Genomic DNA, 24,574 nt, shown 5'->3' with positions numbered 1-24,574 from the left:
CCACAAGGCCCAAGTACAACCAGCAAATCCAGGAGGAGGTGCAGCAGGTGTCACACGATTCGGAGCGCGGAGCAGCCGCCGTCGAATTCGCGATTCTGTTGCCCCTCCTCCTGATGCTGGTGCTGGGCACCATCGAATTCGGCCGCGCCTACAACGCCCAGATCACGCTCACCAACGCAGCCCGCGACGGCGTCCGTGTCATGGCTATCGCCAACGATCCCACCGGTGCCAGGACGGCGGCCAGGAATGCGGCCGCGTCCGTCAGCAGCACCATCCCCGATTCGAACATCACTCTCAGCACCACCGCCTGCAGCACCGGAAACCAGGTGACGCTGACCATCAAATACAACCTGTCCACCATCACCGGCATCGCCGGACCGTTCCCCATGACGGGCAAAGGAGTAATGCTGTGCGGCGGGTAAGCTACCAGGACCAAGCGGAGAAAGGCGCCGTCAGCGTCATCGTCGCCCTCCTCCTGGTCACGCTCCTCGGCTTCACGGCCATCGCCGTCGACGTCGGGGTCATCTACTCCGAACGCGCGCAGCTGCAAAGCGGCGCGGACGCCTCCGCCATCGCCCTGGCACAGAAATGCGCCAGGGACGCCACGGACACACAATGCTCGATGACTTCCACCCTCGCCGGGAGCCTCGCCAACCAGAACGCCCTGGACGGGATGAGCAAGGTCCACAGCATCCAGCTGGACAAGACCGCCCGGACGGTCAGCGTCACCACCAGCGCCAAGGAAACCGGCGGGAAAGACAACTCTGTCTCGCTCTTCTTCGCCAACGCCATCGGCATCCCCTCCAAGGAGGTAGGCGCCCAGTCCAAGGCAGCGTGGGGCAGCCCCAAGGCCGGCCGCACCGCGTTTCCCCTGGCATTCTCCATCTGCCAGGTCAAGGACAACATCGGCGGCGCGCTCCAGCTCCTCCAGGAACATGGCAAGAACCAGAACGCCGACTGCAACTACGGCCCGTCCGGCGCCGCAGTCCAGGGCGGCTTCGGCTGGCTGGTCCAGGACGCCGGCAAGTGCGGCGGCACCATCGACCTCGCCGTCAGCGAGGGCGGCAGCGACCCCGGCAACAACGCCCCCGGCAACTGCACCACGGAGCTCAACAAATGGGCCAGCGAAATCGCCGCCGGCCGCAAGGTGATCGTCCTCCTCCCGGTCTTCAACAAGGTCACCGGAACCGGCGCGGGCGCCATCTACGGCCTGGTGTCCTTCGCCGCCTTCGAGGTCACCGGCTGGAAGTTCAGCGGCGGCACCGGCCTCCCCTACGAGCACCGCAGCGAAAAGTCGACGACGACGGGCGTCACCACCGCCACCGAATGCAAGGGCGAGTGCCGCGGCATCATCGGCAAATTCGTCAAATACGTCTCCCTCGCCGACGGCTACACCCTCGGCCCGGTGGACCAGTACGGCGCCACCATCGCCCGCCTCACCCTCTGACCACAAACAACGCGCCCCACGAAACCCACGGAGTAACACAGTGAAGTCTCGCCTGCTCGCCGGAACGGCCGCCGTCGCCCTGGCGCTCGTGGGAGCCATCCTCATCATCTTCTACGCCAACGGCGCCGACCAGCGCGCCCTCGCCTCCACCGAACCCCGCGACGTCCTGGTGGTCAAGGAAGCCGTTTCCGCCGGCACCCCGGTCAACGACATGACCGCCAGCCTGGTCATCGAAAAGGTCCCCTCGGCGGGCGTGTCCGATACCGCCCTCAGCACCCTCGACGGCAAGGCCGGCACAGTGGCCGCCGTGGACCTCGTCCCCGGCGAGCAGCTCCTGGCCGAGCGGCTGGTCGCCCCGGAGGAAGCCAAGGAGAGCGGCGCCGTGGAAGTTCCTGCCGGGCTGCAGGAAGTCTCCTTCCAGCTGGAACCGCAGCGCGTCGCGGGCGGGCGGATCAACGTCGGCGACCACGTGGGCATCGCCCTCAACTTCGAGGGCGGCGCGTACAAGGCAAGGCCGGAAGACGCCACCACCCAGCTCACCCTCCGCAAGGTCCTGGTCACCGCCGTCCAGCGCGCCCCGCAGGCCGCGGGCGCGGAAACCCCGGAGGACGGCACCAACCCGCAGGACACCACCCTCCCCGAAGGCTCCCTCATGCTCACCGTCGCCGTCACCGATGTGGACGCCGCCAAGATCATCTTCACGTCCATCAACGGCAGCCTCTGGCTCACCAAGGAACCCGTGGATGCCCAGGACAACGGCCCCCGCGTGGAGCGAAAGGAAGTGGTCTACAAGTGAGCCGCTTCGTCCTCCTCTCCCCCAACGGCGAGTTCGACCAGAAGCTGCGCGCCGCCGTCGCGAACGGCCTGCGCGGCACCGTGCAGACCATCGCTTCGGACATCCTCCCGGCCGGCCCCGCCGAACTGTTCTCCCTGCTCAACCAGGAGCAGCCCGAGGTCCTGATCATCGGCCCGGATGTGCCCTACGAGGAGGCACTCCGGTTCGCCAAGGTGTTCGATGTCCAGCTCCCCGGCCTCAGCCTGGTCCTGGTCAGCGACATCGAGGCGGACTTCCTCCTGCACGCCATGCGCGCCGGCATCCGGGACATCCTCAGCCCACATGCGGACGCGGCCGAAATCCGCGTCCTCCTGGAACGTGCCTGCCAGTCCTTCGCCACCCGCCACCGCAACCACGAGGCCCCGCCCACGGAGAACGGCGGCAAGGGCCTGGTCATCGGCGTCTTCTCCCCCAAGGGCGGCGTCGGCAAGACCACCCTCGCCACCAACATCGCCATCGGCCTGGGCCAGATCGCGCCCATGAGCGTGGTGATCGTGGACCTGGATCTGCAGTTCGGCGACGTTGCCTCCGGCCTGTACCTGAACCCGGAGCACACCGTCACTGATGCCGTGACCCCGGCGGCCGCGCAGGACCCCCTGGTCCTCAAGGCCTTCCTCACCGTGCACCCGGCGGGCATCTACGCGCTCTGCGCCCCGCCCAACCCGGTGGACGCAGACCACATCACCCCGGAACAGATCAGCCGCCTCATCGAGCAGCTGGCCCAGGAATTCCAGTACGTGGTCATCGACACCGCGCCCGGCATGCCGGAAATCGGCCTGGCCGCCATGGAACAGTGCACCGACGTGGTGTGGGTCAGCGCCATGGACGTCCCCAGCCTCCGCGGCCTGCGCTCCGGCCTGGAAGTCCTCCGCCAGCTGGACATCATGCCCGAATCCCGGCACGTTGTCCTGAACATGGCGGACGCCAAGGCCGGTCTCAACGTCCAGGACGTCGAGTCCACCATCGGCGCGCCCGTGGATGTCAGCGTCCCCCGGTCCCGCGCCGTTGCCCTGTCCACCAACCGGGGCATCCCCGTCCTCCAGGAATCAAGGAAAGACCCCGCCGTGAAGAGCCTCCGCCTGCTGGTGGAGCGGTTCAACCCGGCGTGGCGTACCCAGACACAGCGGAAGCTTCACCGAAGGGTGGTCATCTGATGAAACTCTCCGAACGGATCAACGCGGCCCAGGACCGCGGCCAGGCGTCCGGCACGGCCACGGCCGTGCTGGAGCGTCCCGCCGCCGCGTCCCCGGCCCTTCCGGGCACGACGGCGGAGGGGCACCTTCCCGCGCGCCCCGCCGTCGTGATTCCCGCGCACGACGCCGGCACCCAGCAGGTGCCCACGGCACCGAAGGTGGACGTCTTCGCCGCCATGAAGCTGCGGGCGGCCAACGCCCTTTTCGAACGGATGGGCGCCCGCTTCAATGATGCTGCGGTCACCGAGCAGGAGCTCCGGAGCACCGCCAAGGAGGAACTCTCCCGCATCATCGATGCCGAACAGGTGCCGCTCACGTCCGAAGAACGCACCCGGCTGGTCCGCGACGTTGCCGACGACGTCCTGGGCTACGGTCCCCTCCAGCGCCTGCTGGACGACCCGGCCGTCACGGAAATCATGGTCAACCGGATGGACCAGATCTATGTCGAGCGCAAGGGCAAGCTGACGCTCACCGAATCCCGGTTCAGCTCCGAGGAGCACCTGCGCAAAGTGATCGAGCGGATCGTGTCCAAGGTGGGCCGCCGCATCGACGAGTCGTCCCCCCTGGTGGATGCCCGGCTCGAGGACGGTTCCCGCGTGAACGCCGTCATCCCGCCGCTGGCCGTGGGCGGATCCTCGCTCACCATCCGTAAGTTCAGCAAGGTCCCGCTGACGGTCCGCAACCTGATCGACTTCGGCACCCTGACCCCGGAGATGGCCGAGCTCCTCAACGCCTGCGTCAAGGCCAAGCTCAACATCATCGTGTCCGGCGGTACGGGCACCGGCAAGACAACGCTCCTGAACGTGCTCTCATCCTTCCTCCCGCATGATGAACGGATCGTCACCATCGAGGACGCCGTGGAACTCCAGATCCAGCAGGAGCACGTGGTCCGGCTCGAAAGCCGCCCGCCCAATACCGAAGGCAAGGGTGAGGTGACCATCCGCGAACTGCTGCGGAACTCGCTGCGTATGCGCCCGGACCGCATTGTGGTGGGCGAGGTCCGCGGCGGTGAATCCCTGGACATGCTGCAGGCAATGAATACCGGCCACGACGGGTCTCTTTCCACCGTGCACTCCAACTCCCCGCGCGATGCCGTGGCCAGGCTCGAAACCCTGGTGCTCATGGCCGGCATGGACCTGCCGCTACGGGCCATCCGAGAACAGATTGCCTCCGCCGTCAACCTCATCGTGCAGATTTCCCGCCTCCGTGACGGCTCCCGGCGCATCACGCACGTCACCGAGGTCCAGGGCATGGAAGGGGACATCGTCACCCTCCAGGACGCGTTCGTCTTCGACTACTCCGCCGGGGTGGACGCGCACGGGCGGTTCCTGGGCAAGCCCGTGGCCACGGGAATCCGGCCGCGGTTCATCGACCGGTTCGAGGACCTGGGAATCCACGTGTCGCCGTCGGTCTTTGCGTCACCCCTGAACCCCGCCGGCACCACCTCTCCCGGAAGATAGGGCGCCACCGTGATCCTCGCAGCCGGAGCCGTCATCCTGCTCACCGCCGTCTGCCTGCTGGGCGTCGCCGTGATCCTGCCGGGCGCCCCCTCGGTGCCGCTGGACCGCCGTCGTCCGTTCGACACCGACCCGCCGTCCTCCCTGGCACGGTTCTCGCTGACCGCCGTCCGGTCCTTCGAACGGCTCCTGGCCGGGCGGAACCTCACCCTCTTCTCCCGCCCCCAGCTGGAGAACGCCGGGCTGCGCCTTAGCCAGGCGGAATTCCTCCTCCTGGTGGGGATCGGTGCCTGCCTTGGCATGCTGGTGGGAACTGTCGCCGTGGGCCCGCTGGTGGGGCTGCTCCTTGCCCTGCTGGCACCCTTCATCGGAAAACTCGTCCTCGGGTTCCTGGCCGGGAAACGCCGGACGGCCTTCGACGGCCAGCTCGGGGACACCCTGCAGCTCCTCTCCGGCGGCCTCCGTGCCGGGCACAGCATCCTGCGCGCCATCGACGCCGCGGCGGCCGAGTCGCAGAAGCCGACGTCGGAGGAGATGCGGCGGGTGATCACCGAAACCAGCCTGGGCCGCGACCTGCTGGCCGCGCTCAATGACACGGCGGACCGGATGAAAAATGAGGACTTTGTCTGGATTTCGCAGGCCATCCAGATCAATCGGGAAGTGGGCGGCAACCTGGCCGACGTCCTGGACCAGGTCAACGAAACCATCCGCGAGCGCGCGGAGATCAAGGGCCACATCAAGGCGCTGGCGGCGGAAGGCAAGTTCTCCGCCTACATCCTGATCGCCATGCCGTTCGGCATCGTGGCCATGCTGCTCACCGTGAGTCCCACCTACATGGACTCAATGTTCACCCACCCGCTGGGCTGGGCAATGATCGGCGCGTCCTTCGTCCTCATGACCATCGGCGCGCTGTGGATGCGCAAGATCATCAACCTGAAGTTCTGAGGAACCGTGAACGTCATCATCCTCCTCTCCGTCCTCCTGGTCTCAGTCCCGGTGGCGGTCCTCGCCTGGTCCGCCCTCACCGTGGACAGGCAGGGCAGGCTGGCCGTCGGCGAGCTCCTCAACCGTGGCGCCCCGGCCGTCACCGTGGCGCCGGAAAGCAAGCCCGGGCTGCTCGAAGGCATCGGCCGCCGCCTCACTCCCCCGGCCTATGTGGCATTCCTTGACCGCCTGCTGGCCCTGGCCGGCCGCCCGGTCTCCATGCCGCTCGGCAAGGTGCTGGGGTCCAAACTCGCCATCGGCCTGGCAGGCATCACAGTCGGCATCTACCTGACCACCATCGGCAGTACGCCCCTGATGAAGCTGTCAGGCCTTTTCGTCCTGTTCCTGGGCTACTTCATTCCGGACCTGCTGCTCTACAGCAAGGGGCAGGAGCGGCAGAAGGTCATCCAGCTGGAGCTCGCCAACACGCTGGACCAGATGCTGATCTCCGTGGAGGCTGGCCTGGGGTTCGAGGGCGCCATGGCCCGGGCCGGCGAGAACGGGAAGGGCCCGCTGGCGGAGGAACTGGTGCGCACGCTGCAGGACATGCAGGTGGGCCGCAGCCGCCGCGAGTCCTACATCGCCTTGGCTGAGCGGACCAACATCCCGGAACTGCGGAGCTTTGTGCAGGCCGTGGTCCAGGCGGACACGTACGGGATCGCCATCAGCCGGGTCCTTCGGGTCCAGGCCAAAGTGATGCGCGTGAAGCGCCGCCAGCGGGCAGAGGAAAAGGCCATGAAACTTCCGGTGATGATCCTCTTTCCGCTCCTCTTCTTTATATTCCCCGTCCTCTTCATCGCCATCCTGGGCCCGGCCGTGGTCAATACCGTGATGACGTTCAGCGGCCAGTGACAGGCACAAGGACCGCTGAAGAGTCGGTCAAGGTTTACACAGGTTCATCCCAAATAGGCCAACGAAAGAATTCCAGGAAGTAGCCTTGAACAATGCACAGTCCAGATTCCGGCTCCAGCAGCGAGGGCCTTTCTGCCGGCCCCTTGCCGGCCGGGATCAGCGCGCCCTACCTTTCCCCGCCCTCACAGGAAGCGGCCGGGCTCTTGCCGCTCATTGACGCCGCCGTCCTTGACGAACTCGAAGACGAACTGGCCGGCACCGGACTGGCCAAACGCTTCGCCCGCGACTATGCGGCCATGTGGGACCAGCGCTACACGCGCCTGGCCGCCGCCGTACACCGCCAGGACAGCGAGTCGGCACTGGATGCAGTCATCAGCCTGAAGATCAGCTCCGCCATGGTGGGCGGCATGCGCCTGGCCAAACTGGCGGAGCTGCTGGAAACCCTGATCCGCCTGGGCGACTTTGGCCAGGGAAAGGTCTTGATGGAGCGCGTGGCCAAGGACGGCGGCCTGACCATCACCGAGCTCCAGGCCACGTACATCCTGGAAACGGACTAGGCCTTCCCCACCTGCCTTGCCGGTGCCAGCCGGTAGCCCACCCCGCGCACCGTCTGCAGCCAGCGTGGCTGCACCTGGTCCTCCTTGAGCTTCCGCCGCAGGTTGCCGATATGCACCTCCACCGCGCGTTCGTCCGCCTCGCTGATATAGGTGTCCTCATCATAAAAGTCACCGCGCACCGCCTTCACCAGGTCCGCCCTGGTACATACGGCGCCGCCGCCTTTCAGCAGTACATGGAGAAGGTCGAACTCGCTGCGAGTGAGTGCCAGGGGCTGGCCGTTCACCTCCACGGTCCTGGTCCGGTGGTTCAGGACCAGGCCGTTGTGCTGCAGGACGGCCGCGTCATGCGTCCGCGTTGCGGCGGCAGCGGGCGCGGACGCCCACGTGGCGGGCCTCTGTCCGGTGGCTTCATGCCGCGGCCGGCGCATCATTGCGGCAACGCGCGCCCGAAGCTCCCTGGGCCGGAAGGGCTTGGCGATGTAGTCATCGGCCCCGGCATTCAGCGCGGAGAGCAGGTCCGGCTCCTCGGTCCTGCCCGTCAGCATCACCACATAGGCGTTGCTGAAATGGCGGATCCTCCGGAGGACCTCAAACCCGTCAATATCCGGCAGGCCGATGTCCAGGGTCACCACGTTGGCCTGCTTGCTGCGGACCACCTCAACCCCGGCCCGCCCGTCACATGCTGTATGGACTTCGAAGCCGGCCTGGCTCAGGACCCCTTCAAGGAGGTTCCGAACGTCGGCATCGTCTTCGATGACCACAGCTACACCAAGATCGTCGTCCATTGCTATCCCCGCGCCAGGCGGATATGACCCCCCATCGGCCCAGCGCCAATGCCATATCCGCTCCAACCATTTATACGCTACTAGTAAGCCGGGCTGATCACATCTGATTCGACATTCATCTTCAAAAGTCAATTATCATGACAAGACATGTGCATTATCGGCTGGGAAAGGATGTGCATGACGGTGACCTGCAGGAATTCGGCACCAAAGGGGAACTTTGCCTCCATTGCCGGGGCGGGAGTGCTGAAAGGCTTCCATGGCTGATCCCCTGTTCCGGCGCGGTCCGCTGCGCTTTTTTCGGGAATTGGGGACCCGCGCACAAGTCGCACTCTGCCAGCTGCCGCTGACACTGGTGGTGGCTGCCCTTGCCGTGGCCACGCCGTTCGCCTGGCCAACGCTGCTGCACAATCCTTTTTACATGTCCGGCATCGTCCTGCATGCCGTCCTGTTCGCAGCCTGCTTCCTGGTTCCTTGGGAGCGCCTGCCGCACCAGCCTTACCTCCTCATTCCCGTCCTAGACTTCCTGGCCATCGGGCTGCTGCGCAATGGCGCCGCCCCGCTCCTTCCCGGCCTCGCTGTGCTGGTGGTCTTCCCGGTGATCTGGCTGTCCGCCTCAGGGATGCTGGCGCGGAGCAGCCTGGTGCTCAGCTTCACGGGCCCGATGTTGATCATGCTGCCAACAGCCGCGGGGCGCTTCCCCAATCTCACGGCCTCGGACATCACCCCCGTCCTCCTCTTCCCGCTGATGATGCTGGCCGTCTCGCTGGCCATCCGGTTCGCGAGCATGAACCTGCGGCTGCAGCAGCGCGAACTGGCCGAGAAGGACCGTGAACTGAGGCAACTCCTGCGCGAAAGCCGGGAACGGGAGAAGCTGCTGGAGACGGTGCTGGAAGCCACCGACGTCGGCATTGCTGCCGTCGACCGTTCCGGGCGCTTCCTTGTTGCGAACGACCGGCAACGCGACTTCCGCCGGGTAACGGGCGCCGACGACGCCGCCCCCGGTCAGGGGCACCAGCTGATCTTCGGTCCGGACAGGCGATCCCTGCTCCCGCCCGAGAGGCGACCCATCAGCCGGGCAATGGCCGGTGAATCCTTCGCGGACTACTTGGTCTGGGCGGGCGAGGGACCGGAACAGCGGGCGATGTCCACCGCTGCCCGCCCGCTGGTGGGCGAGGACGGCAGCCTCACCGGCGCCGTGGTGGTCTACAGCGACGTCACCGGCTGGGTGGAGGCCCTGGCGGCCCACCAGGAGCTGATCTCCAACGTTTCGCACGAGTTCAAGACGCCCCTGAACTCCATCATCGGCAACGTGGACCTGGTCCTGGACGACGCCGCTGGCCTGCCGCCGGAGGTGGAACGGCGGCTCACTGTGGTGCAGCGCAATGCAGAGCGGATGCTGGCCCTCGTCGCAGACCTGACCGCTTCTGCGTCCGCAGCCCTGAACGTGCACCCGAAGCGCACGGATCTGGCCAGCCTGGTGGAAACCAGCATGGGCTCGGCGCAGGCCCAGGCCGAGCAGGCGCACATCAAACTCACCGCGGACGTTCCCTCGCCGCTGTGGGCCTACGCGGACCCCATCCGGATCGGCCAGGCGCTGGACAACCTGGTGTCCAACGCCATCAAGTACTCCCCCGACGGCGGCCGCGTCCGGATCAGCGCCAGCGCCGGCAGCGACTGGGTCCAGCTGAGCGTCAGCGATACGGGGATGGGCATGAACAGCGCCGACGCCGGCCAGGTGTTCCGGCGCTTCTTCCGCACTGACGCGGCGCGCGAGGCTGCCATCCCCGGCGCCGGCCTGGGGCTGTCCATCACCAAAATGATTGTGGAACGCCACGGGGGCAGTATCACTTGCGTCAGCGGCCAGGGCGAAGGCAGCACCTTTACGCTTACCCTGCCCGCTGACGGACCCCCGCCGTCCTTCTAGGCTGAGGCTACTCCCGCAGCGCCCTGGTGAGTTCGGCGCGTGCCAGCAGCTCGCCGTCGGACGGGTAGGCCACTTCCTCCAGGACCAGTGGGTGCGGCGCGGCCAGCACGGATTTCGCGTCACGTTTTTGGGCGAGCAGCCGTTCATAAAGCCAGCCTGGCTCCACTACTCCTTCGCCCACGTACAGCGCCGAACCCACCAGGGCACGGACCATGTTGTGGCAGAACGCGTCGGCCTGGACGGTGGCAACGATGACGCCGTCCTCCCCGCGTGCGAACTCGAACCGCTGCAGGTCGCGGATGGTGGTGGCGCCTTCCCTCGGCTTACAGAAGGCCAGGAAGTTCTGCAGTCCCAGCAGCTGGGCGGCGCCCTCGTTCAGCAGTGCGACGTCCAGCGGATTCTTGTGCCAGAGCGTGGAGTACCGGCCCAGCGGGTCCCAGAGGGCCGGGCCGTCCGCAATGCGGTAGCTGTAGCGCCGCCAAAGGGCGGAGAAGCGGGCGTCGAACCCCTCCGGCGCGGGCGCACCGCGGTGCACCTCCACTGCGCCGTGCAGGTCCCCCAGCACGCGGTTCAGCGCCCCGCGGATCCGCCGCATCATGGCGACAGCGGGATCCAGTTCGTGGCCGCGGGCCAGTCCCAGCCACTCTGCTTCGGAAAGGTCCAGGTGGACCACCTGCCCGCGGGCGTGCACCCCGGCGTCGGTCCGGCCGGCGACGGTCACCCGGACGGGACGCCGGATCAGCAGCTCCAGGGCTTCCTCGAGGACACCCTGGACCGTGCGCAGGCCCGGCTGCACGGCCCACCCGCTGAAAGGGCCGCCGTCGTACGAAAGATCAAGCCGGACACGCAAAAACCCGCCGCCCCCTAAAGCGGGGGCCGCGGGTTTTTGGTCGTTCATAGACCCAAGTCTATGCGAAGCCGGTCAGCGAATTACTTCGCGTCCTTCTCCTCGGCAGCGGGGGCCTCAGCCTCTTCTGCAGGAGCTTCCTCAGCGGCCGGAGCCTCTTCAGCAGCGGCCTCTTCGGTTGCAGCTTCTTCAGCGGCGGGAGCCTCGGTGGTCTCCTCAGCTTCGGGAGCTTCCTCGGCAGCCGGAGCAGCCTTGGCAGCAGCCTGGGTAGCCTCGGCAACGACGGCCTGCTTGGCGGAAACCGGCTCAAGAACCAGCTCGATGACAGCCATGGGAGCGTTGTCGCCCTTACGGTTGCCGATCTTGGTGATGCGGGTGTAGCCGCCGTCGCGGTTCTCCACTGCCTGGGCAATGTCGGTGAACAGCTCGTGGACAACGCCCTTGTTGCTGATCAGGCCCAGGACGCGGCGGCGGGAAGCCAGGTCGCCACGCTTGGCGAAGGTCACCAGGCGCTCTGCGTACGGCTTCAGGCGCTTGGCCTTGGTCACCGTGGTGGTGATCCGCTTGTGCTCGAACAGGGAAGATGCCAGGTTCGCGAGCATGAGGCGCTCGTGAGCCGGGCCGCCTCCGAGGCGCGGACCCTTAGTGGGGGTAGGCATAATTGTTTCTCCTCATGTGGAAGCCGTGGGCGGCACACCATGGTGCTGCCCGCCGGCCAAGGTCTGGTTTAGAGTTCGTCGTCGCCGAAAGCGGCGTCGTCCTCTTCGATTGCTGCGGCGCGTGCTGCGAGGTCAAAACCGGGAGGCGAGTCCTTGAGGGACAGGCCCAGTTCAACCAGCTTTGCCTTGACCTCGTCGATGGACTTGGCACCGAAGTTGCGGATGTCCATCAGGTCAGCCTCGGAGCGGGCAACGAGTTCACCCACGGTGTGGATGCCCTCACGCTTGAGGCAGTTGTAGGAACGGACGGTGAGGTCCAGATCCTCGATCGGCAGTGCCATGTCGGCTGCCAGGGCAGCGTCGGTGGGCGACGGGCCAATCTCGATACCTTCAGCTGCGGTGTTCAGCTCACGGGCCAGACCGAACAGTTCCACCAGGGTGGTGCCTGCGGAAGCAACGGCGTCGCGCGGGGCGATGGCCTGCTTGGTCTCGACGTCGACAATCAGCTTGTCGAAGTCGGTGCGCTGCTCAACACGGGTTGCTTCCACGCGGAAAGTAACCTTCAGCACCGGCGAGTAGATGGAGTCGACCGGGATGCGGCCGATCTCTGCATCGCCGGACTTGTTCTGAGCTGCCGAAACGTAGCCGCGGCCGCGCTCGATGGTCAGTTCGAGCTCGAACTTGCCCTTCGAGTTCAGCGTGGCGATGTGCAGATCCGGGTTGTGGAATTCGACGCCGGCCGGCGGAGCGATGTCCGCGGCGGTGACGACTCCGGGACCCTGCTTGCGCAGGTAAGCCACAACAGGCTCGTCGTGCTCGGAGGAAACCGACAGGTTCTTGATGTTCAGGATGATTTCGGTGACATCTTCCTTGACACCCGGAACCGTGGTGAACTCATGCAGCACGCCATCGATCCGGATGCTGGTTACGGCAGCACCGGGGATGGAGGAGAGCAGGGTACGGCGGAGGGAGTTTCCGAGGGTGTAGCCGAAGCCCGGTTCCAGCGGTTCGATGACGAACCGGGAACGGTTTTCGGAGACTACCTCTTCGGAGAGGGTGGGGCGCTGTGCAATGAGCACTTAGGTTTCCTTTCGGCGAGCATCCGCTATATGACGCAACACAGGTGGTGGAAATTCGGTCTGAGACTTAACGCGCTGGGCTTGCCCGGACCATTGCTGGTCCGGGCAAGCTCCTGCTGCGGAAAAGAATTAGACGCGGCGGCGCTTCGGCGGGCGGCAGCCGTTGTGGGCTGCGGGGGTGACGTCCTGGATGGAGCCAACCTCGAGGCCTGCGGCCTGCAGCGAACGGATTGCGGTTTCGCGTCCGGAACCCGGTCCCTTGACGAAAACGTCTACCTTGCGCATGCCGTGCTCCTGCGCACGCTTTGCAGCGGCTTCGGCAGCCATCTGGGCAGCGAACGGGGTGGACTTACGCGAGCCCTTGAAGCCGACCTCACCAGAGGAAGCCCAGGAAATAACAGCGCCGGTCGGATCCGTGATGGAAACGATGGTGTTGTTAAAGGTGCTCTTGATGTGCGCCTGGCCCAGCGCGATATTCTTCTTGTCCTTCTTACGCGGCTTGCGTACCGCGCCACGAGTCTTCGGGGGCATTTTTTCTCCTACAGAAAGTTATTGGGGAAAGGCCGTAAATCCCTGACGGGATTTTTAACGGGCCTTCTTCTTGCCGGCGACGGTACGCTTCGGGCCCTTACGGGTACGTGCGTTGGTCTTCGTACGCTGACCGCGTACGGGCAGGCCCTTGCGGTGGCGCAGGCCTTCGTAGCTGCCGATTTCAACCTTGCGGCGGATGTCGGCTGCTACTTCGCGGCGAAGGTCACCCTCAACCTTGTAGTTGCCTTCGATGTAGTCACGCAGTTCAACCAGCTGGGCGTCAGTGAGGTCCTTAACGCGGACGTCAGCGCTGATGCCAGTGGCAGCCAGGGTTTCGTGTGCACGGGTCTTGCCCACGCCGTAGATGTAAGTAAGCGCAATTTCCAGCCGCTTTTCGCGGGGAATGTCTACGCCAGCGAGACGAGCCATAGTGGCAGTACTCCTTGATAAACCGGAGGTCGTAGGCAGTACACCCGCACGTTCTGTACGGCCCCAGCCTCCGACCGGGGGTTAGCTGTCCGGACTCTGTCGAGCTCAATGTTCCAGATCAGCTTGTGCTGCCTTTATTTACTTGCGTGGGTTAGCAACCCAGGAAATCCCCGATGGAGGGAATTAGCCCTGGCGCTGCTTGTGGCGCGGGTTCTCGCAGATCACCATGACCCGGCCATTACGGCGGATCACTTTGCACTTTTCGCAGATCTGCTTGACGCTCGGCTTGACCTTCATGGCATTCCTTTGCGTGTAACAGTGGTCAACTGGAGCAGCAGCCAGTTCACACTGACGCCGCCCAGCAATTTACTTGTAGCGGTAGACGATACGACCACGGGTGAGGTCGTACGGGCTCAGCTCCACCACTACGCGATCCTCGGGGAGGATCCGGATGTAGTGCTGACGCATCTTTCCAGAGATGTGTGCCAGGACGATGTGCTTGTTGGTGAGCTCAACGCGAAACATCGCGTTAGGCAGCGCCTCGGTCACAACGCCTTCGATCTCAATGACCCCGTCCTTCTTGGCCATACCCTCCGCTAACTGTTGTTGCCGCAGCCCTGCCGGATTGCACCGGGCATTGCCACGAACGTTTTTGTTGGATCGATTGTCTGCTCCAGGACCCAAAAGGGCGCGGCAGTCCAGACAACCAACAAACAACACTACGCCATTGTGCGGCGAAAGTTAAATCCGCCCATGCTAGCGCATCTACCCGCTGTACGCACCATAGTCGCCCGCAGGAGTGCTGACCGGCTCCGCGCTGGCCACGCCGTCCAGGATGGCCAGGCGTACGACGTCGGCTGCCGCACTTTGCATCGTCACAAGACTGATCTGCCGGGCGGTTTCGTCCGAGCGGTCGAGTGCCACGGCACGAGTGGAAAGACAGAAGACAGTGTCCCCGTCAGCGAGGGTATGCGAAGGATTTAGTGCCCGCGCGATCCCTGCATGCGAGGCAGCGGCCGTTCTCTTGCACTCGGCAACATCGAGCACGGCGTTAGTCGCCACCACAACAAGAGTTGTGTTGAGCGGAGGTGGGACAACAGTCTCCTCAAGCACTGAGTGCTCAATGAACGGCAGCCCCAAGGCATTCACGACCGCCAGCGCCCCCACAACAACGCCGCTTTCCAGGGTCACGGACGCGGTACCCACCCCGCCCTTGAATGCCCGGCCGATGAGCGCGCCGGTGCCGGCGCCCACGTTGCCGCGTCCGACGTCGTGCCCGTCATTCTCGGTGGCCGCCCCCGCCGCTGCGGCGTAGCCCATCTCCGGCGTCGGACGGGCTGAAAAGTCGCCGCCCCGGCCAAGGTCGAAAATCGCGGCGGCCGGGACGATGGGCACCACTCCCCCTGGGACGGCGAACCCCCGGCCGTTCTCCTCGCACCAGCGCTGCACGCCGGCGGCGGCGGCGAGGCCGTAGGCGCTTCCGCCGGTGAGGACCACCGCGTCCACCTGGCTGACAAGGCTGGTGGGATCGAGCGCGTCCGTCTCATGGGTTGCGGGTCCGCCGCCCTGGACGTCAACCGAGCCGACAGTGCCCGCAGGGGGCAGGACAACGGTTACGCCAGTCAGCCAGCCGGCGCCCGTTTTGGAGACCTGCCCCACTCGTATACCCGGTACGTCAGTCAAAGAACCCATGCGCCAATTCTGCCTCCGCATGCTGCTTAGCCGCGGCAAGCGAGCTGCATTTACTTAAGCTATTGAATATCGATAGAATCAGGCTGTTGCTCGATAAAGGAGAGTTCATGGGAAAGCTGGCGGTCCTCGCGCTGCGCATCGTCATCGCGCTGGTTTTGGCTGGTTCACTGTTCGTCCAAGTGTGGATGGTGCCGCTGGTGTCCATCGACCTCCAGGAAGCCGGGGCCCCGGACGGGTTGCGCATCGCGTTCCTGGCCATTGTGGTCCTGGGGATCATCTGCGTACAGACCACGGCGGTATGTGTCTGGCAGTTGCTGACCATGGTCCGGCGGGGAACGGTCTTCTCCCACGGGGCCTTCCGCTATGTGGACATCATCTTCTGGGCTATCGCCGCGGCGGCCGTCCTTGTCTTCGGGATTGCCGTGCTGCTGGCTCCCGGGGAAGTCGCGCCCGGCATCGTGCTGCTGATCTGCGGCGCTGCCCTGATGATTGGCGGCGTGGCACTGATTGTCCTGGTGCTCCGGACCCTCCTGGCCCAGGCTGTGGCGCGTGATGCCGAGGCCAAGCACCTGCGCGACGAACTCGACGAGGTGATCTGATGGCCATCATCGTGGACATCGACGTGCTGCTGGCCAAGCGAAAAATGCCCGTGGGGGTGCTGGCGGAAAAAGTGGGCATCACCCCGGCCAACCTGGCGGTGCTCAAGAACGGACGCGCCAAGGCCGTGCGCTTCACAACGCTTGAGGCGCTGTGCGAGGTGCTGGAATGCCAGCCCGGCGATCTGCTCCGGTGGGAACCTGACGGTGCCTCGGCTGAGGAAGACCCCCACTCCCCCAACTGACTGGCACTTAACGTCGCGAAACGGGTTTTCACGACGTTAAGTGCGAGTTGGTTGGGCTACGGAATCGGCACTGGGGTGACGCCGAGCGGGACAAGGTGCTCCGCGCCGCCGTCGGGTGCTGACAGCACCCAGATGCCCTTCTCGTGCACCGCCACGGAGTGCTCCCACTGGCAGGAGCGCTTGCCGTCGGTGGTGACCACTGTCCAGTCGTCCTCGAGCACTGCGGTTTCAATGCCGCCGCGGACCAGCATCGGCTCGATGGCCAGGCACAGGCCGGGCTTGATCCTGGGGCCGCGGTGGCTGGTGCGGTAATTCAGGACGTCGGGGGCCATGTGCATCTCGGAGCCGATGCCGTGCCCCACGTAGTCCTCCAGGATGCCCAGCGGCTTGCCGGGCACTGACGAGACGTAGTCGTCGATGGCGGCCCCGATGTCGCCCACATGCGTCCCGGTGGCCAGGGCTGCGATCCCACGCCACATGGCCGCGCGGGTGACGTCGGAGAGCCGCTGGTCCTCCGAATCGGGTGTGCCCACGATGACGGTCCGGGCCGAGTCGGAGTGCCAGCCGTTGACGATCGCACCGCCGTCGATGGAGATGATGTCGCCGTCCTGCAGCACGCGGCTGCCCGGGATGCCGTGGACCACTTCCTCGTTCACGGACGTGCAGATGGTGGCAGGGAAGCCGTGGTAGCCGAGGAAGTTGGACTTGGCACCGGCCTCGTTGAGCACGGCAGCGAAGACGTCGTCGAGGTGCTTGGTGGTGACGCCCGGCACGGCGGCGGCAACGGCTGCATCAAGGGCTCGGCTCAGGACCAGCCCGGCCTCATGCATTGTGCGCATCTGGGCGTTGTTCTTGAGTTCGATGCGGGGCTGGCGGAAGCCCATGGTGTGTCCTTTCAAATGGCTGAGGCTCCTCCCCTGTTCCGGGAGGAGCCTCAGAAAAACGGCGCCTGGATCAGGCTGCCTGTGCCGCCTTGATGGCCTGCATCACGCGGTCGGTCACGTCATCGATGGCGCCGATGCCGTCGACCTGGGTGAGGATGCCGCGCTCGGCGTACTTGGCCACCACAGCTTCGGTCTGCTCGTGGTAGAGGTCAAGGCGGTGGCGGATGACGGCTTCATTGTCGTCGCTCCGGCCCGTTTCCTTGGCCCGGCCCAGCAGGCGGTGCACCAGTTCCTCGTCGTCGGCAGTGAGCTGCAGGACGACGTCGAGCTTCTCGTCGCCCTTGGCGAGGATCTCGTCGAGGTAGTCCACCTGCGCCGTCGTGCGCGGGTAGCCGTCCAGCAGGAAGCCGTTTTCGACGTCGGCCTCGCTGAGGCGGTCCCGGACCATCTTGTTGGTCACGCTGTCCGGAACGAAATCCCCGTTGTCCATGTACTTCTTGGCCTCGATGCCAAGGGGCGTTTCGCCCTTTACATTGGCGCGGAAGATGTCGCCGGTGGAGATCGCCACAACGCCGAGGCGCTCTGAAATCCGCTCCGCCTGCGTTCCTTTGCCGGAACCGGGAGGTCCAATAATCAGCATTCTCGTCATCGCAAAAGCCCTTCGTAGTGACGTTGTTGTAGCTGCGCATCAATTTGCTTTACGGTCTCCAGGCCAACGCCCACCATGATCAGGATCGAGGTGCCACCGAACGGGAAGTTCTGGTTTGCGTTGATCAGTACCAGTGCCACCAGCGGAATCAGTGCAACGAAGCCCAGGTACAGGGCGCCGGGCAGGGTGATCCGGGAGAGCACGTACTGCAGGTAGTCAGCGGTCGGCTTGCCGGCGCGGATACCTGGAATGAAGCCGCCGTACTTCTTCATGTTGTCGGACACTTCTTCAGGGTTGAAGGTGATCGCGACATAGAAGTAGGTAAAGAAGACGATCATGGCAAAGTACAGAACCATATAGATCGGCTGGTCGCCGCGGACCAGGTTGTTGTTGATCCATTCGACCCACGGCTGGAGCTGCTCCCCCTGCTGCGGCTGGTTGAACTGCGCAATCAGGCCGGGCAGGTAGAGCATGGAGGAAGCGAAGATTACCGGGATAACACCGGCCATGTTCACCTTGATGGGAATGTAGGTGCTGGTGCCGCCCACGGTGCGGCGGCCGATCATCCGTTTGGCGTACTGTACCGGGACGCGGCGCTGTGACTGCTCCACGAAGACCACCAGCGCCACGGTCAGCAGGCCAATGGCCAGGACGGTGAAGAACGTGGCCGGTCCCTGCGAGGTCCAGATGGCACCCAGGGACGTGGGGAACGTCGCTGCGATCGAGGTGAAGATGAGCAGGGACATTCCGTTGCCCACGCCCTTCTCGGTCACCAGCTCGCCCAGCCACATGATCAGGCCGGTGCCGGCGGTCAGGGTGATGATGATCAGGATGGTGGTGATGATGCTGTCATCAGGGATGATGGGCAGCGCACAGCCGGGCAGCAGCTGGCCCGATCGTGCCAGGGACACCAGGGTGGTGGCGTTAAGCAGGCCCAGGGCGATGGTGAGGTACCGCGTGTACTGGGTCAGCTTGGACTGGCCCGAGGCGCCTTCTTCGTACAGCTGCTGGAAACGGGGAATGACCACCCGGAGCAGCTGGACGATAATGCTGGCCGTGATGTACGGCATGATGCCCAGGGCGAAGATGGACACCTGGAGCAACGCGCCGCCGCTGAACAGGTTGACGAGCTGGTACAGCCCGCCGGCCGTCTGACCGTTCTGCAAACATTGCTGGACATTCTGGTAGTCCACACCAGGCGAGGGAATGAAAGCACCCAAGCGGAAAATGGTGATGATTCCCAGCGTGAACAACAACTTGCGTCGCAGATCAGGCGTGCGAAAGGCCCGGCCAAATGCGCTAAGCAAGCGTCCTCCTGTGGTGTTTATAAGAGTGGTGTGATGGGGCCCAATAAATCCCAACAACCGAGTCTAACGGTTGGATGCGCCATGCGAACAATCCGGGGAAGCGCTGCTGCGCCGGATGGCGGGAAAAATACGGCATGCGGATGTGAAAAACTCCCGATGACCGGGGCGTTGGCCCCGGTCATCGGGAGTTGAACAACGGGCTGTCGCCCACCGGCTCTAGAGAGCGGTGGTGCTTCCGCCTGCTGCTGCAATCTTTTCAGCGGCGCTGGCCGAGAATGCGTGGGCGGTGACGTCAACCTTGACTGTGATGTCGCCGGTGCCCAGCACCTTGACGGGCTGGTTCTTGCGAACGGCACCCTTTTCGACCAGGTTCTCCACGGTGACAGTGCCACCTTCGGGGAACAGCTCGTTGAGCTTGTCCAGGTTCACAACCTGGAACTCAACCCGGAACGGGTTCTTGAAGCCACGCAGCTTGGGCAGGCGCATGTGCAGCGGCAGCTGGCCGCCGGCAAAGCCAGCCTTCACCTGGTAGCGGGCTGCCGTACCCTTGGTACCGCGACCGGCGGTCTTACCCTTGGATGCCTCACCACGACCAACACGGGTCTTGGCGGTCTTTGCACCCGGGGCGGGACGCAGGTGGTGAACCTTCAGGGCGTTCTGCTTTTCAGCCTGAGCCTTTTCGTTCTCTGCCATTTACTTCGCCTCCTCTACCTTTACCAGGTGCGGAACCGTGTTGAGCATCCCGACGGTCACGGCGTCGGCGGTGCGGACAACAGTGTGTCCGATCCGCTTCAGGCCGAGGGACCGCAGGGTGTCGCGCTGGTTCTGCTTGCCGCCAATGGCGGACTTGATCTGAGTGATCTCCAACTGTGCGTCGGAGGGGACCAGGTTCTTAGCCATGACTAAACACCTGCCTTCGGAGCCAGGAGGGCCTTCACCAGTGCCTGCGGAGCGATCTCGTCCAGCGGCAGGCCGCGGCGTGCTGCTACGGATGCGGGCTCTTCGAGGCGCTTCAGGGCATCAACGGTCGCGTGGACGATGTTGATGGCGTTGGAGGAACCGAGCGACTTGGAGAGGATGTCGTGGATGCCCACGCACTCCAGTACTGCACGGACCGGGCCACCGGCGATAACACCGGTACCGGCGGAAGCCGGACGCAGCATTACGACGCCGGCAGCGGCTTCACCCTGAACGCGGTGCGGGATGGTGTTGCCAACGCGGGGAACGCGGAAGAAGGACTTCTTGGCTTCTTCAACGCCCTTGGCGATAGCAGCGGGAACTTCTTTGGCCTTGCCGTAGCCCACGCCGACCATGCCGTTACCGTCACCAACGACGACCAGTGCGGTGAAGCTGAAGCGACGACCACCCTTGACCACCTTGGAAACGCGGTTGATGGTGACAACGCGCTCTACGAACTGGTTCTTTTCGGCTTCACGGCCACCGTCGCGGCCGCCACGGCCACCGCGGTCGCCGCGGCCCTGGCCGCGGTCGCCACGCTCGCCACGACGGGCGCCACCACGGCGGTCGTCGGCAGCGGGGGCAGTGGTCTCAGCAGCTGCGGCTTCGGGAGCCTTCTGATCTGCAGACACAGTGTCCTTTTCCTTGTTTGCTTCGGTCACAGTGACAGCCCACCTTCGCGTGCACCGTCAGCGACGGCGGCAATACGGCCGTGGTACTTGTTACCACCACGGTCGAAGACAACTGCCTCGACGCCGGCAGCCTTGGCACGCTCGGCAACGAGCTCGCCAACGCGCTTGGCCTTGGCGGTCTTGTCACCGTCGAATGCACGGAGGTCGGCTTCCAGAGTGGACGCGCTTGCTACGGTCTGGCCAATGCTGTCATCGACAACCTGGACAAATACGTGGCGGGCGGACCGGTTGACCACCAGGCGGGGGCGAACGGCCGTTCCTGCAATGCGCTTGCGGATACGAAGCTGGCGGCGGCTGCGGGCGGCAGCCTTGCTCTTGTTCGTGCGCTTCTTGTTAATGGCGATGGCCATGGTTACTTACCAGCCTTTCCGACCTTGCGGCGGATAACCTCGCCGGCGTAACGAATGCCCTTGCCCTTGTACGGGTCAGGCTTCCGCAGCTTGCGGATGTTGGCAGCAACTTCGCCGACCTGCTGCTTGTTGATGCCTGAGACAGAGAGCTTGGTCGGTCCCTCTACTGCAAAGGTGATGCCGGCAGGAGCCGACACGTTGACCGGGTGGCTGAAGCCCAGAGCGAACTCCAGGTCAGATCCCTTGGCCTGAACGCGGTAACCGGTACCGACGATTTCAAGCTTCTTCTCGTAGCCTGCGGTGACGCCCTGGATCATGTTGGCGATCAGGGTGCGGGTCAGGCCGTGGAGCGAACGGGAGGCGCGCTCGTCGTTCGGGCGGGTGACGGTCAGGGTGTTGTCTTCCAGGGCAACCTCGATGGGGCTGGCCACAGTGTGGCTCAGTTCGCCCTTGGAACCCTTGACGCTGACGACAGAGCCGTCAACCTTGACCTCAACGCCGGCAGGAACGGTGATGGGGAGACGTCCAATACGTGACATTATTCTCTTCCTTTCCCGTTACCAGACGTACGCGAGGACTTCGCCGCCCACGCCCTTCTTGCCGGCCTGCTTGTCAGTCAGGAGGCCGGAAGAGGTGGACAGGATTGCGATACCCAGGCCACCCAGCACGTGCGGCAGGTTGGTGGACTTCGCGTAAACGCGGAGACCCGGCTTGGAGATGCGGCGAACACCGGCGATGGAACGCTCGCGGTTCGGACCGAACTTGAGCTCGAGGGTCAGCTTCTTGCCGACCTCTGCGTCCTCTTCCTTCCAGCCGGCGATGAAGCCTTCGGCCTTGAGGATGTCGGCAACGCGAGCCTTGAGCTTGCTGTAAGGCATAGACACGGTGTCGTGGTATGCCGAGTTTGCGTTACGCAGGCGCGTAAGCATGTCTGCGACAGGATCTGTCATTGTCATGGTGGGCTCTTGCCCTTCCTCGTAACGGTTTCCGCCGTCTGCTTCTGATGAAGCCGGCGGCCGGACCTTTTACGTAGTAATTAAGCTTCGGTCTTGAACGGGAAACCAAGCGCCTTGAGCAGCGCGCGGCCTTCGTCGTCGGTCTTGGCAGTGGTCACAACCGTGATGTCCATACCGCGGACGCGGTCGATCTTGTCCTGGTCGATTTCGTGGAACATAACCTGCTCGGTCAGACCGAAGGTGTAGTTGCCGTTGCCATCGAACTGCTTGCCGCTGAGGCCGCGGAAGTCGCGGATACGGGGCAGCGCCAGGGTGACCAGACGGTCCACGAATTCCCACATGCGGTCGCCACGCAGGGTAGCGTGTGCACCGATGGGCATGCCTTCGCGCAGCTTGAACTGTGCGATCGACTTGCGGGCCTTGGTAACCTGCGGCTTCTGGCCGGTGATCTGGGTGAGGTCGCGGACGGCGCCGTCGATCAGCTTGGAGTCCTTGGCGGCATCTCCAACACCCATGTTCACAACAACCTTGACGAGGCGGGGAACCTGGTTCACGTTCGCGTACTTGAATTCATCCTGGAGCTGGGCCTTGATGGATTCTGCGTACTTGGTCTTCAGACGAGGAACGATCTTCGTTGCCGGAGTCTCGAGAGTCTCAGTCATTAGATGTCCTTCCCGGTGCTCTTGGACACGCGGATGCGGACGGTCTTCTTGACGCCGTCCTTCTCTACGGTGTCGAGGCGGAAGCCCACGCGGGTCGGCTTCTTGGTCGACGGGTCAACCAGCGCCACGTTGGAGATGTGGATCGGGGCTTCAACAACCTCGATGCCACCGGTCTTGGTGCCGCGCTGCGACTGACCGACCTTGGTGTGCTTGGTGACGCGGTTGATGCCTTCAACCAACACGCGGTTGGTGTCGGTGAACACGCGCAGGACCTTGCCCTGCTTGCCGCGGTCGCCGCCGCGCTCAGCCTTGGCGCCAGTGATGACCTGGACCAGGTCACCCTTCTTGATCTTTGCAGCCATGGACTAGAGCACCTCCGGAGCCAGAGAAACGATCTTCATGAACTTCTTGTCACGGAGTTCACGACCAACCGGTCCGAAGATACGGGTACCGCGGGGGTCGCCGTCGCCCTTCAGGATCACAGCTGCGTTCTCGTCAAACTTGATGTAGGAACCATCCGCACGGCGGCGTTCCTTCTTGGTACGGACGATGACTGCCTTGACAACATCGCCCTTCTTTACGTTGCCGCCCGGGATTGCATCCTTGACGGTGGCGACAATGACGTCACCGATGCCTGCGTAGCGACGGCCGGATCCACCGAGAACGCGAATGGTAAGGATTTCCTTAGCACCCGTGTTGTCGGCGACCTTGAGTCGCGACTCCTGCTGAATCACTATTTACTCCTTGCGTCGCGCCGGTTCTCAGACCGAAAATCTTCCTACGGAATGAGCCTTGCGGAACGGTTGATCGGGGTGTCTCTTGACCTGCCTGGATTTTGCCAGACCAGGCCTAAACGCCCGTGCCAGAAGCAGTTGCTCCCATCTGTCCAGGACGGATCCCGGGCGCACAGGAGCACTATGCTGTGGCACGCTTGTTTACGAGTTTGGTGAACGGCGCACGAAAGGCGCCATACAAACTCAAAATCTTAGCACAGATTGGGCCGTTCCCCATATCACCCCAGGCCGCTCCCCCGCAAGCAACACGACGTCACCACCGACGCTCTCCCACTTATAGTGCGCATTCTTCCAACGCCCTCTCACTCGCTTGAAAAGAGTGAGAGAGCGTCGGCTCGAAAGCAACCAGAAGTGAGCGGGCGTTTGGGTCCAGGTGCCGTAAGTGAAGGGCGTCGGGGTGCACGACGGCGTCACGCACGGCAGCCTTTCGGCCCGCCGAAGGTGCCGCTCCCCGGAAAGCCGCGGCACCGCCGTCGTAAGCCCACCAGACGCGTGCACCGCGTGACGCAGGGTTGCGTTAAACGAGGCAGCCCCCGCTCCCGGTGGGAGCAGGGGCTGCAACAGCGAAGCAGCAGGTGCTACTTGGCCTTCTCGAGGATTTCCACGAGCCGCCAGTTCTTGGTGGCGGACAGCGGACGGGTCTCGGCGATGACAACCAGGTCGCCGATGCCGGCGGTGTTGTTCTCATCGTGTGCCTTGACCTTGGAGGTACGGCGGATGACCTTGCCGTACAGGGCGTGCTTCACGCGGTCCTCAACCTGGACAACGATGGTCTTCTCCATCTTGTCCGAGACCACGTAGCCGCGACGCGTCTTGCGGTAACCGCGCTGCTCAGCCGTGGCTGCGGTAGCAGTTTCCGTCACGTTCTGGTCCTTTTCACTCACTTGGCATCCTCCTCGGTTTCAACCGTTTCAGCCTTCTCGGCCTTCTTGGTTGCAGCCTTCTTGGACTTCTTCTCTTCCTTGGCTTCCACAACCGGTGCGGCAACCTCGGCACGGATGCCCAGCTCGCGCTCACGGAGAACGGTGTAGATGCGGGCGATGTCCTTCTTTACCGCACGCAGGCGACCGTGGTTCTCCAGCTGACCGGTGGCGGACTGGAAACGCAGGTTGAACAGCTCTTCCTTGGCCTTGCGGAGTTCTTCAACGAGACGCTCGTTGTCGAAACCGTCCAGCTTTGCGGGAGCCAGATCCTTGGATCCTACTGCCATT

34 protein-coding genes are annotated in these 24,574 nt (G+C 64.3%); 11 read left to right on the top strand and 23 right to left on the bottom strand.

Features of this window, described 5'->3' with window-relative positions:
• Window positions 1–47 precede the first annotated feature (47 nt).
• From AC5RUO_RS04880 to AC5RUO_RS04845, 8 genes are all read left to right on the top strand, one after another.
• Window positions 48–422 carry a TadE family protein gene (locus AC5RUO_RS04880; RefSeq protein ID WP_494008910.1) on the top strand — a complete coding sequence of 125 codons (375 nt, stop codon included), beginning with the start codon at window positions 48–50 and terminating at the stop codon, window positions 420–422.
• Window positions 410–1,447, top strand: coding sequence for a pilus assembly protein TadG-related protein (locus tag AC5RUO_RS04875; protein ID WP_494102943.1), 1,038 nt, complete (start codon window positions 410–412; stop codon window positions 1,445–1,447). Before AC5RUO_RS04880 ends, AC5RUO_RS04875 begins: the two co-directional genes overlap by 13 nt.
• A gap of 40 nt (window positions 1,448–1,487) precedes the next feature.
• Window positions 1,488–2,243, top strand: a complete 756-nt coding sequence (gene cpaB, locus AC5RUO_RS04870; protein WP_494102942.1) for a Flp pilus assembly protein CpaB — start codon at window positions 1,488–1,490, stop codon at window positions 2,241–2,243.
• Window positions 2,240–3,436: a CpaE/TadZ family protein gene (locus AC5RUO_RS04865; protein ID WP_494102941.1), complete on the top strand. Its 1,197-nt coding sequence runs from the start codon at window positions 2,240–2,242 to the stop codon at window positions 3,434–3,436. The genes cpaB and AC5RUO_RS04865 overlap by 4 nt, the downstream gene beginning before the upstream one ends.
• Complete coding sequence (locus AC5RUO_RS04860; protein WP_494008914.1) at window positions 3,436–4,935, top strand: TadA family conjugal transfer-associated ATPase; 1,500 nt, start codon at window positions 3,436–3,438, stop codon at window positions 4,933–4,935. Before AC5RUO_RS04865 ends, AC5RUO_RS04860 begins: the two co-directional genes overlap by 1 nt.
• Before the next feature lie 9 nt (window positions 4,936–4,944).
• Entirely contained in the window at window positions 4,945–5,877 is a 933-nt protein-coding gene (locus AC5RUO_RS04855) for a type II secretion system F family protein (protein WP_494008915.1), read from the top strand.
• A gap of 6 nt (window positions 5,878–5,883) precedes the next feature.
• On the top strand, window positions 5,884–6,768 hold the full coding sequence (locus tag AC5RUO_RS04850; RefSeq protein ID WP_494102940.1) for a type II secretion system F family protein: 885 nt from the start codon (window positions 5,884–5,886) through the stop codon (window positions 6,766–6,768).
• Between the two features lie 92 nt (window positions 6,769–6,860).
• The gene (locus AC5RUO_RS04845) at window positions 6,861–7,325 is read left to right on the top strand and encodes an Hpt domain-containing protein (protein ID WP_494102939.1); all 465 of its coding nucleotides are present in this window, start codon (window positions 6,861–6,863) and stop codon (window positions 7,323–7,325) included.
• Here AC5RUO_RS04845 and AC5RUO_RS04840 read toward each other — a convergent pair.
• The gene (locus tag AC5RUO_RS04840; RefSeq protein ID WP_494102938.1) at window positions 7,322–8,110 is read right to left on the bottom strand and encodes a response regulator transcription factor; all 789 of its coding nucleotides are present in this window, start codon (window positions 8,108–8,110) and stop codon (window positions 7,322–7,324) included. The two genes, AC5RUO_RS04845 and AC5RUO_RS04840, sit on opposite strands and share 4 nt — an antisense overlap.
• Before the next feature lie 256 nt (window positions 8,111–8,366).
• On the opposite strand from AC5RUO_RS04840, the gene AC5RUO_RS04835 reads away from it, so the two are divergent.
• On the top strand, window positions 8,367–10,034 hold the full coding sequence (locus tag AC5RUO_RS04835) for a sensor histidine kinase (RefSeq protein WP_494102937.1): 1,668 nt from the start codon (window positions 8,367–8,369) through the stop codon (window positions 10,032–10,034).
• 7 nt (window positions 10,035–10,041) lie between these two features.
• Here AC5RUO_RS04835 and AC5RUO_RS04830 read toward each other — a convergent pair whose 3' ends face one another.
• The 8 genes from AC5RUO_RS04830 to AC5RUO_RS04795 form a co-directional block, all read right to left on the bottom strand.
• The gene (locus AC5RUO_RS04830; protein ID WP_494008920.1) at window positions 10,042–10,932 is read right to left on the bottom strand and encodes a tRNA pseudouridine synthase A; all 891 of its coding nucleotides are present in this window, start codon (window positions 10,930–10,932) and stop codon (window positions 10,042–10,044) included.
• A 32-nt stretch (window positions 10,933–10,964) separates the two neighbouring features.
• Complete coding sequence (gene rplQ / locus AC5RUO_RS04825; RefSeq protein WP_494008921.1) at window positions 10,965–11,540, bottom strand: 50S ribosomal protein L17; 576 nt, start codon at window positions 11,538–11,540, stop codon at window positions 10,965–10,967.
• Window positions 11,541–11,608: 68 nt separating this feature from the next.
• The gene (locus tag AC5RUO_RS04820; RefSeq protein WP_009358719.1) at window positions 11,609–12,619 is read right to left on the bottom strand and encodes a DNA-directed RNA polymerase subunit alpha; all 1,011 of its coding nucleotides are present in this window, start codon (window positions 12,617–12,619) and stop codon (window positions 11,609–11,611) included.
• 129 nt (window positions 12,620–12,748) lie between these two features.
• Complete coding sequence (gene rpsK / locus AC5RUO_RS04815; protein WP_009358720.1) at window positions 12,749–13,150, bottom strand: 30S ribosomal protein S11; 402 nt, start codon at window positions 13,148–13,150, stop codon at window positions 12,749–12,751.
• A gap of 54 nt (window positions 13,151–13,204) precedes the next feature.
• Window positions 13,205–13,579 carry a 30S ribosomal protein S13 gene (gene rpsM / locus AC5RUO_RS04810; RefSeq protein WP_003803743.1) on the bottom strand — a complete coding sequence of 125 codons (375 nt, stop codon included), beginning with the start codon at window positions 13,577–13,579 and terminating at the stop codon, window positions 13,205–13,207.
• Between the two features lie 183 nt (window positions 13,580–13,762).
• Entirely contained in the window at window positions 13,763–13,876 is a 114-nt protein-coding gene (rpmJ, locus tag AC5RUO_RS04805) for a 50S ribosomal protein L36 (RefSeq protein WP_009358722.1), read from the bottom strand.
• A gap of 69 nt (window positions 13,877–13,945) precedes the next feature.
• Complete coding sequence (gene infA / locus AC5RUO_RS04800) at window positions 13,946–14,167, bottom strand: translation initiation factor IF-1 (RefSeq protein ID WP_009358723.1); 222 nt, start codon at window positions 14,165–14,167, stop codon at window positions 13,946–13,948.
• Between the two features lie 177 nt (window positions 14,168–14,344).
• A complete protein-coding gene (locus AC5RUO_RS04795) occupies window positions 14,345–15,271 on the bottom strand; it encodes a P1 family peptidase (RefSeq protein ID WP_494102936.1) in 927 nt (308 codons plus the stop codon).
• A gap of 107 nt (window positions 15,272–15,378) precedes the next feature.
• On the opposite strand from AC5RUO_RS04795, the gene AC5RUO_RS04790 reads away from it, so the two are divergent.
• Together AC5RUO_RS04790 and AC5RUO_RS04785 are read left to right on the top strand one after the other, a co-directional pair.
• Window positions 15,379–15,870 carry a DUF2975 domain-containing protein gene (locus AC5RUO_RS04790; protein ID WP_494102935.1) on the top strand — a complete coding sequence of 164 codons (492 nt, stop codon included), beginning with the start codon at window positions 15,379–15,381 and terminating at the stop codon, window positions 15,868–15,870.
• Window positions 15,870–16,112 carry a helix-turn-helix domain-containing protein gene (locus AC5RUO_RS04785; protein ID WP_494102934.1) on the top strand — a complete coding sequence of 81 codons (243 nt, stop codon included), beginning with the start codon at window positions 15,870–15,872 and terminating at the stop codon, window positions 16,110–16,112. Before AC5RUO_RS04790 ends, AC5RUO_RS04785 begins: the two co-directional genes overlap by 1 nt.
• Window positions 16,113–16,168: 56 nt before the next feature.
• On the opposite strand, the gene map is transcribed toward AC5RUO_RS04785, so the two are convergent.
• From map to rpmC, 14 genes are all read right to left on the bottom strand, one after another.
• Window positions 16,169–16,996, bottom strand: a complete 828-nt coding sequence (gene map, locus AC5RUO_RS04780) for a type I methionyl aminopeptidase (protein WP_494008925.1) — start codon at window positions 16,994–16,996, stop codon at window positions 16,169–16,171.
• A 70-nt stretch (window positions 16,997–17,066) separates the two neighbouring features.
• Window positions 17,067–17,636: an adenylate kinase gene (locus tag AC5RUO_RS04775; RefSeq protein ID WP_494009004.1), complete on the bottom strand. Its 570-nt coding sequence runs from the start codon at window positions 17,634–17,636 to the stop codon at window positions 17,067–17,069.
• A gap of 5 nt (window positions 17,637–17,641) precedes the next feature.
• Window positions 17,642–18,952, bottom strand: a complete 1,311-nt coding sequence (gene secY / locus AC5RUO_RS04770) for a preprotein translocase subunit SecY (protein ID WP_494008926.1) — start codon at window positions 18,950–18,952, stop codon at window positions 17,642–17,644.
• A gap of 216 nt (window positions 18,953–19,168) precedes the next feature.
• Window positions 19,169–19,645, bottom strand: a complete 477-nt coding sequence (gene rplO, locus AC5RUO_RS04765; RefSeq protein ID WP_009358730.1) for a 50S ribosomal protein L15 — start codon at window positions 19,643–19,645, stop codon at window positions 19,169–19,171.
• Window positions 19,646–19,852 carry a 50S ribosomal protein L30 gene (gene rpmD / locus AC5RUO_RS04760; RefSeq protein WP_009358731.1) on the bottom strand — a complete coding sequence of 69 codons (207 nt, stop codon included), beginning with the start codon at window positions 19,850–19,852 and terminating at the stop codon, window positions 19,646–19,648.
• Between the two features lie 2 nt (window positions 19,853–19,854).
• Entirely contained in the window at window positions 19,855–20,571 is a 717-nt protein-coding gene (rpsE, locus tag AC5RUO_RS04755) for a 30S ribosomal protein S5 (RefSeq protein WP_133345796.1), read from the bottom strand.
• Complete coding sequence (gene rplR / locus AC5RUO_RS04750) at window positions 20,568–20,951, bottom strand: 50S ribosomal protein L18 (protein ID WP_133345794.1); 384 nt, start codon at window positions 20,949–20,951, stop codon at window positions 20,568–20,570. The genes rpsE and rplR overlap by 4 nt, the downstream gene beginning before the upstream one ends.
• A 2-nt stretch (window positions 20,952–20,953) precedes the next feature.
• Window positions 20,954–21,490: a 50S ribosomal protein L6 gene (gene rplF, locus AC5RUO_RS04745; protein ID WP_009358294.1), complete on the bottom strand. Its 537-nt coding sequence runs from the start codon at window positions 21,488–21,490 to the stop codon at window positions 20,954–20,956.
• Window positions 21,491–21,508: 18 nt separating this feature from the next.
• Window positions 21,509–21,907 carry a 30S ribosomal protein S8 gene (rpsH, locus tag AC5RUO_RS04740; RefSeq protein WP_043454616.1) on the bottom strand — a complete coding sequence of 133 codons (399 nt, stop codon included), beginning with the start codon at window positions 21,905–21,907 and terminating at the stop codon, window positions 21,509–21,511.
• Between the two features lie 80 nt (window positions 21,908–21,987).
• Window positions 21,988–22,569 carry a 50S ribosomal protein L5 gene (gene rplE, locus AC5RUO_RS04735; RefSeq protein WP_009358297.1) on the bottom strand — a complete coding sequence of 194 codons (582 nt, stop codon included), beginning with the start codon at window positions 22,567–22,569 and terminating at the stop codon, window positions 21,988–21,990.
• Entirely contained in the window at window positions 22,569–22,931 is a 363-nt protein-coding gene (gene rplX, locus AC5RUO_RS04730; RefSeq protein WP_009358298.1) for a 50S ribosomal protein L24, read from the bottom strand. Before rplX ends, rplE begins: the two co-directional genes overlap by 1 nt.
• A 3-nt stretch (window positions 22,932–22,934) precedes the next feature.
• On the bottom strand, window positions 22,935–23,303 hold the full coding sequence (gene rplN / locus AC5RUO_RS04725) for a 50S ribosomal protein L14 (RefSeq protein WP_009358299.1): 369 nt from the start codon (window positions 23,301–23,303) through the stop codon (window positions 22,935–22,937).
• A 638-nt stretch (window positions 23,304–23,941) separates the two neighbouring features.
• Window positions 23,942–24,247 carry a 30S ribosomal protein S17 gene (gene rpsQ, locus AC5RUO_RS04720; protein WP_009358300.1) on the bottom strand — a complete coding sequence of 102 codons (306 nt, stop codon included), beginning with the start codon at window positions 24,245–24,247 and terminating at the stop codon, window positions 23,942–23,944.
• Window positions 24,244–24,573 carry a 50S ribosomal protein L29 gene (gene rpmC, locus AC5RUO_RS04715; protein WP_009358301.1) on the bottom strand — a complete coding sequence of 110 codons (330 nt, stop codon included), beginning with the start codon at window positions 24,571–24,573 and terminating at the stop codon, window positions 24,244–24,246. Before rpmC ends, rpsQ begins: the two co-directional genes overlap by 4 nt.
• Window position 24,574 lies beyond the last annotated feature (1 nt).

It is taken from the genome of Arthrobacter sp. Y3221087 (assembly GCF_059089905.1).
This window is presented reverse-complemented; position numbering and strand designations above follow the sequence as displayed.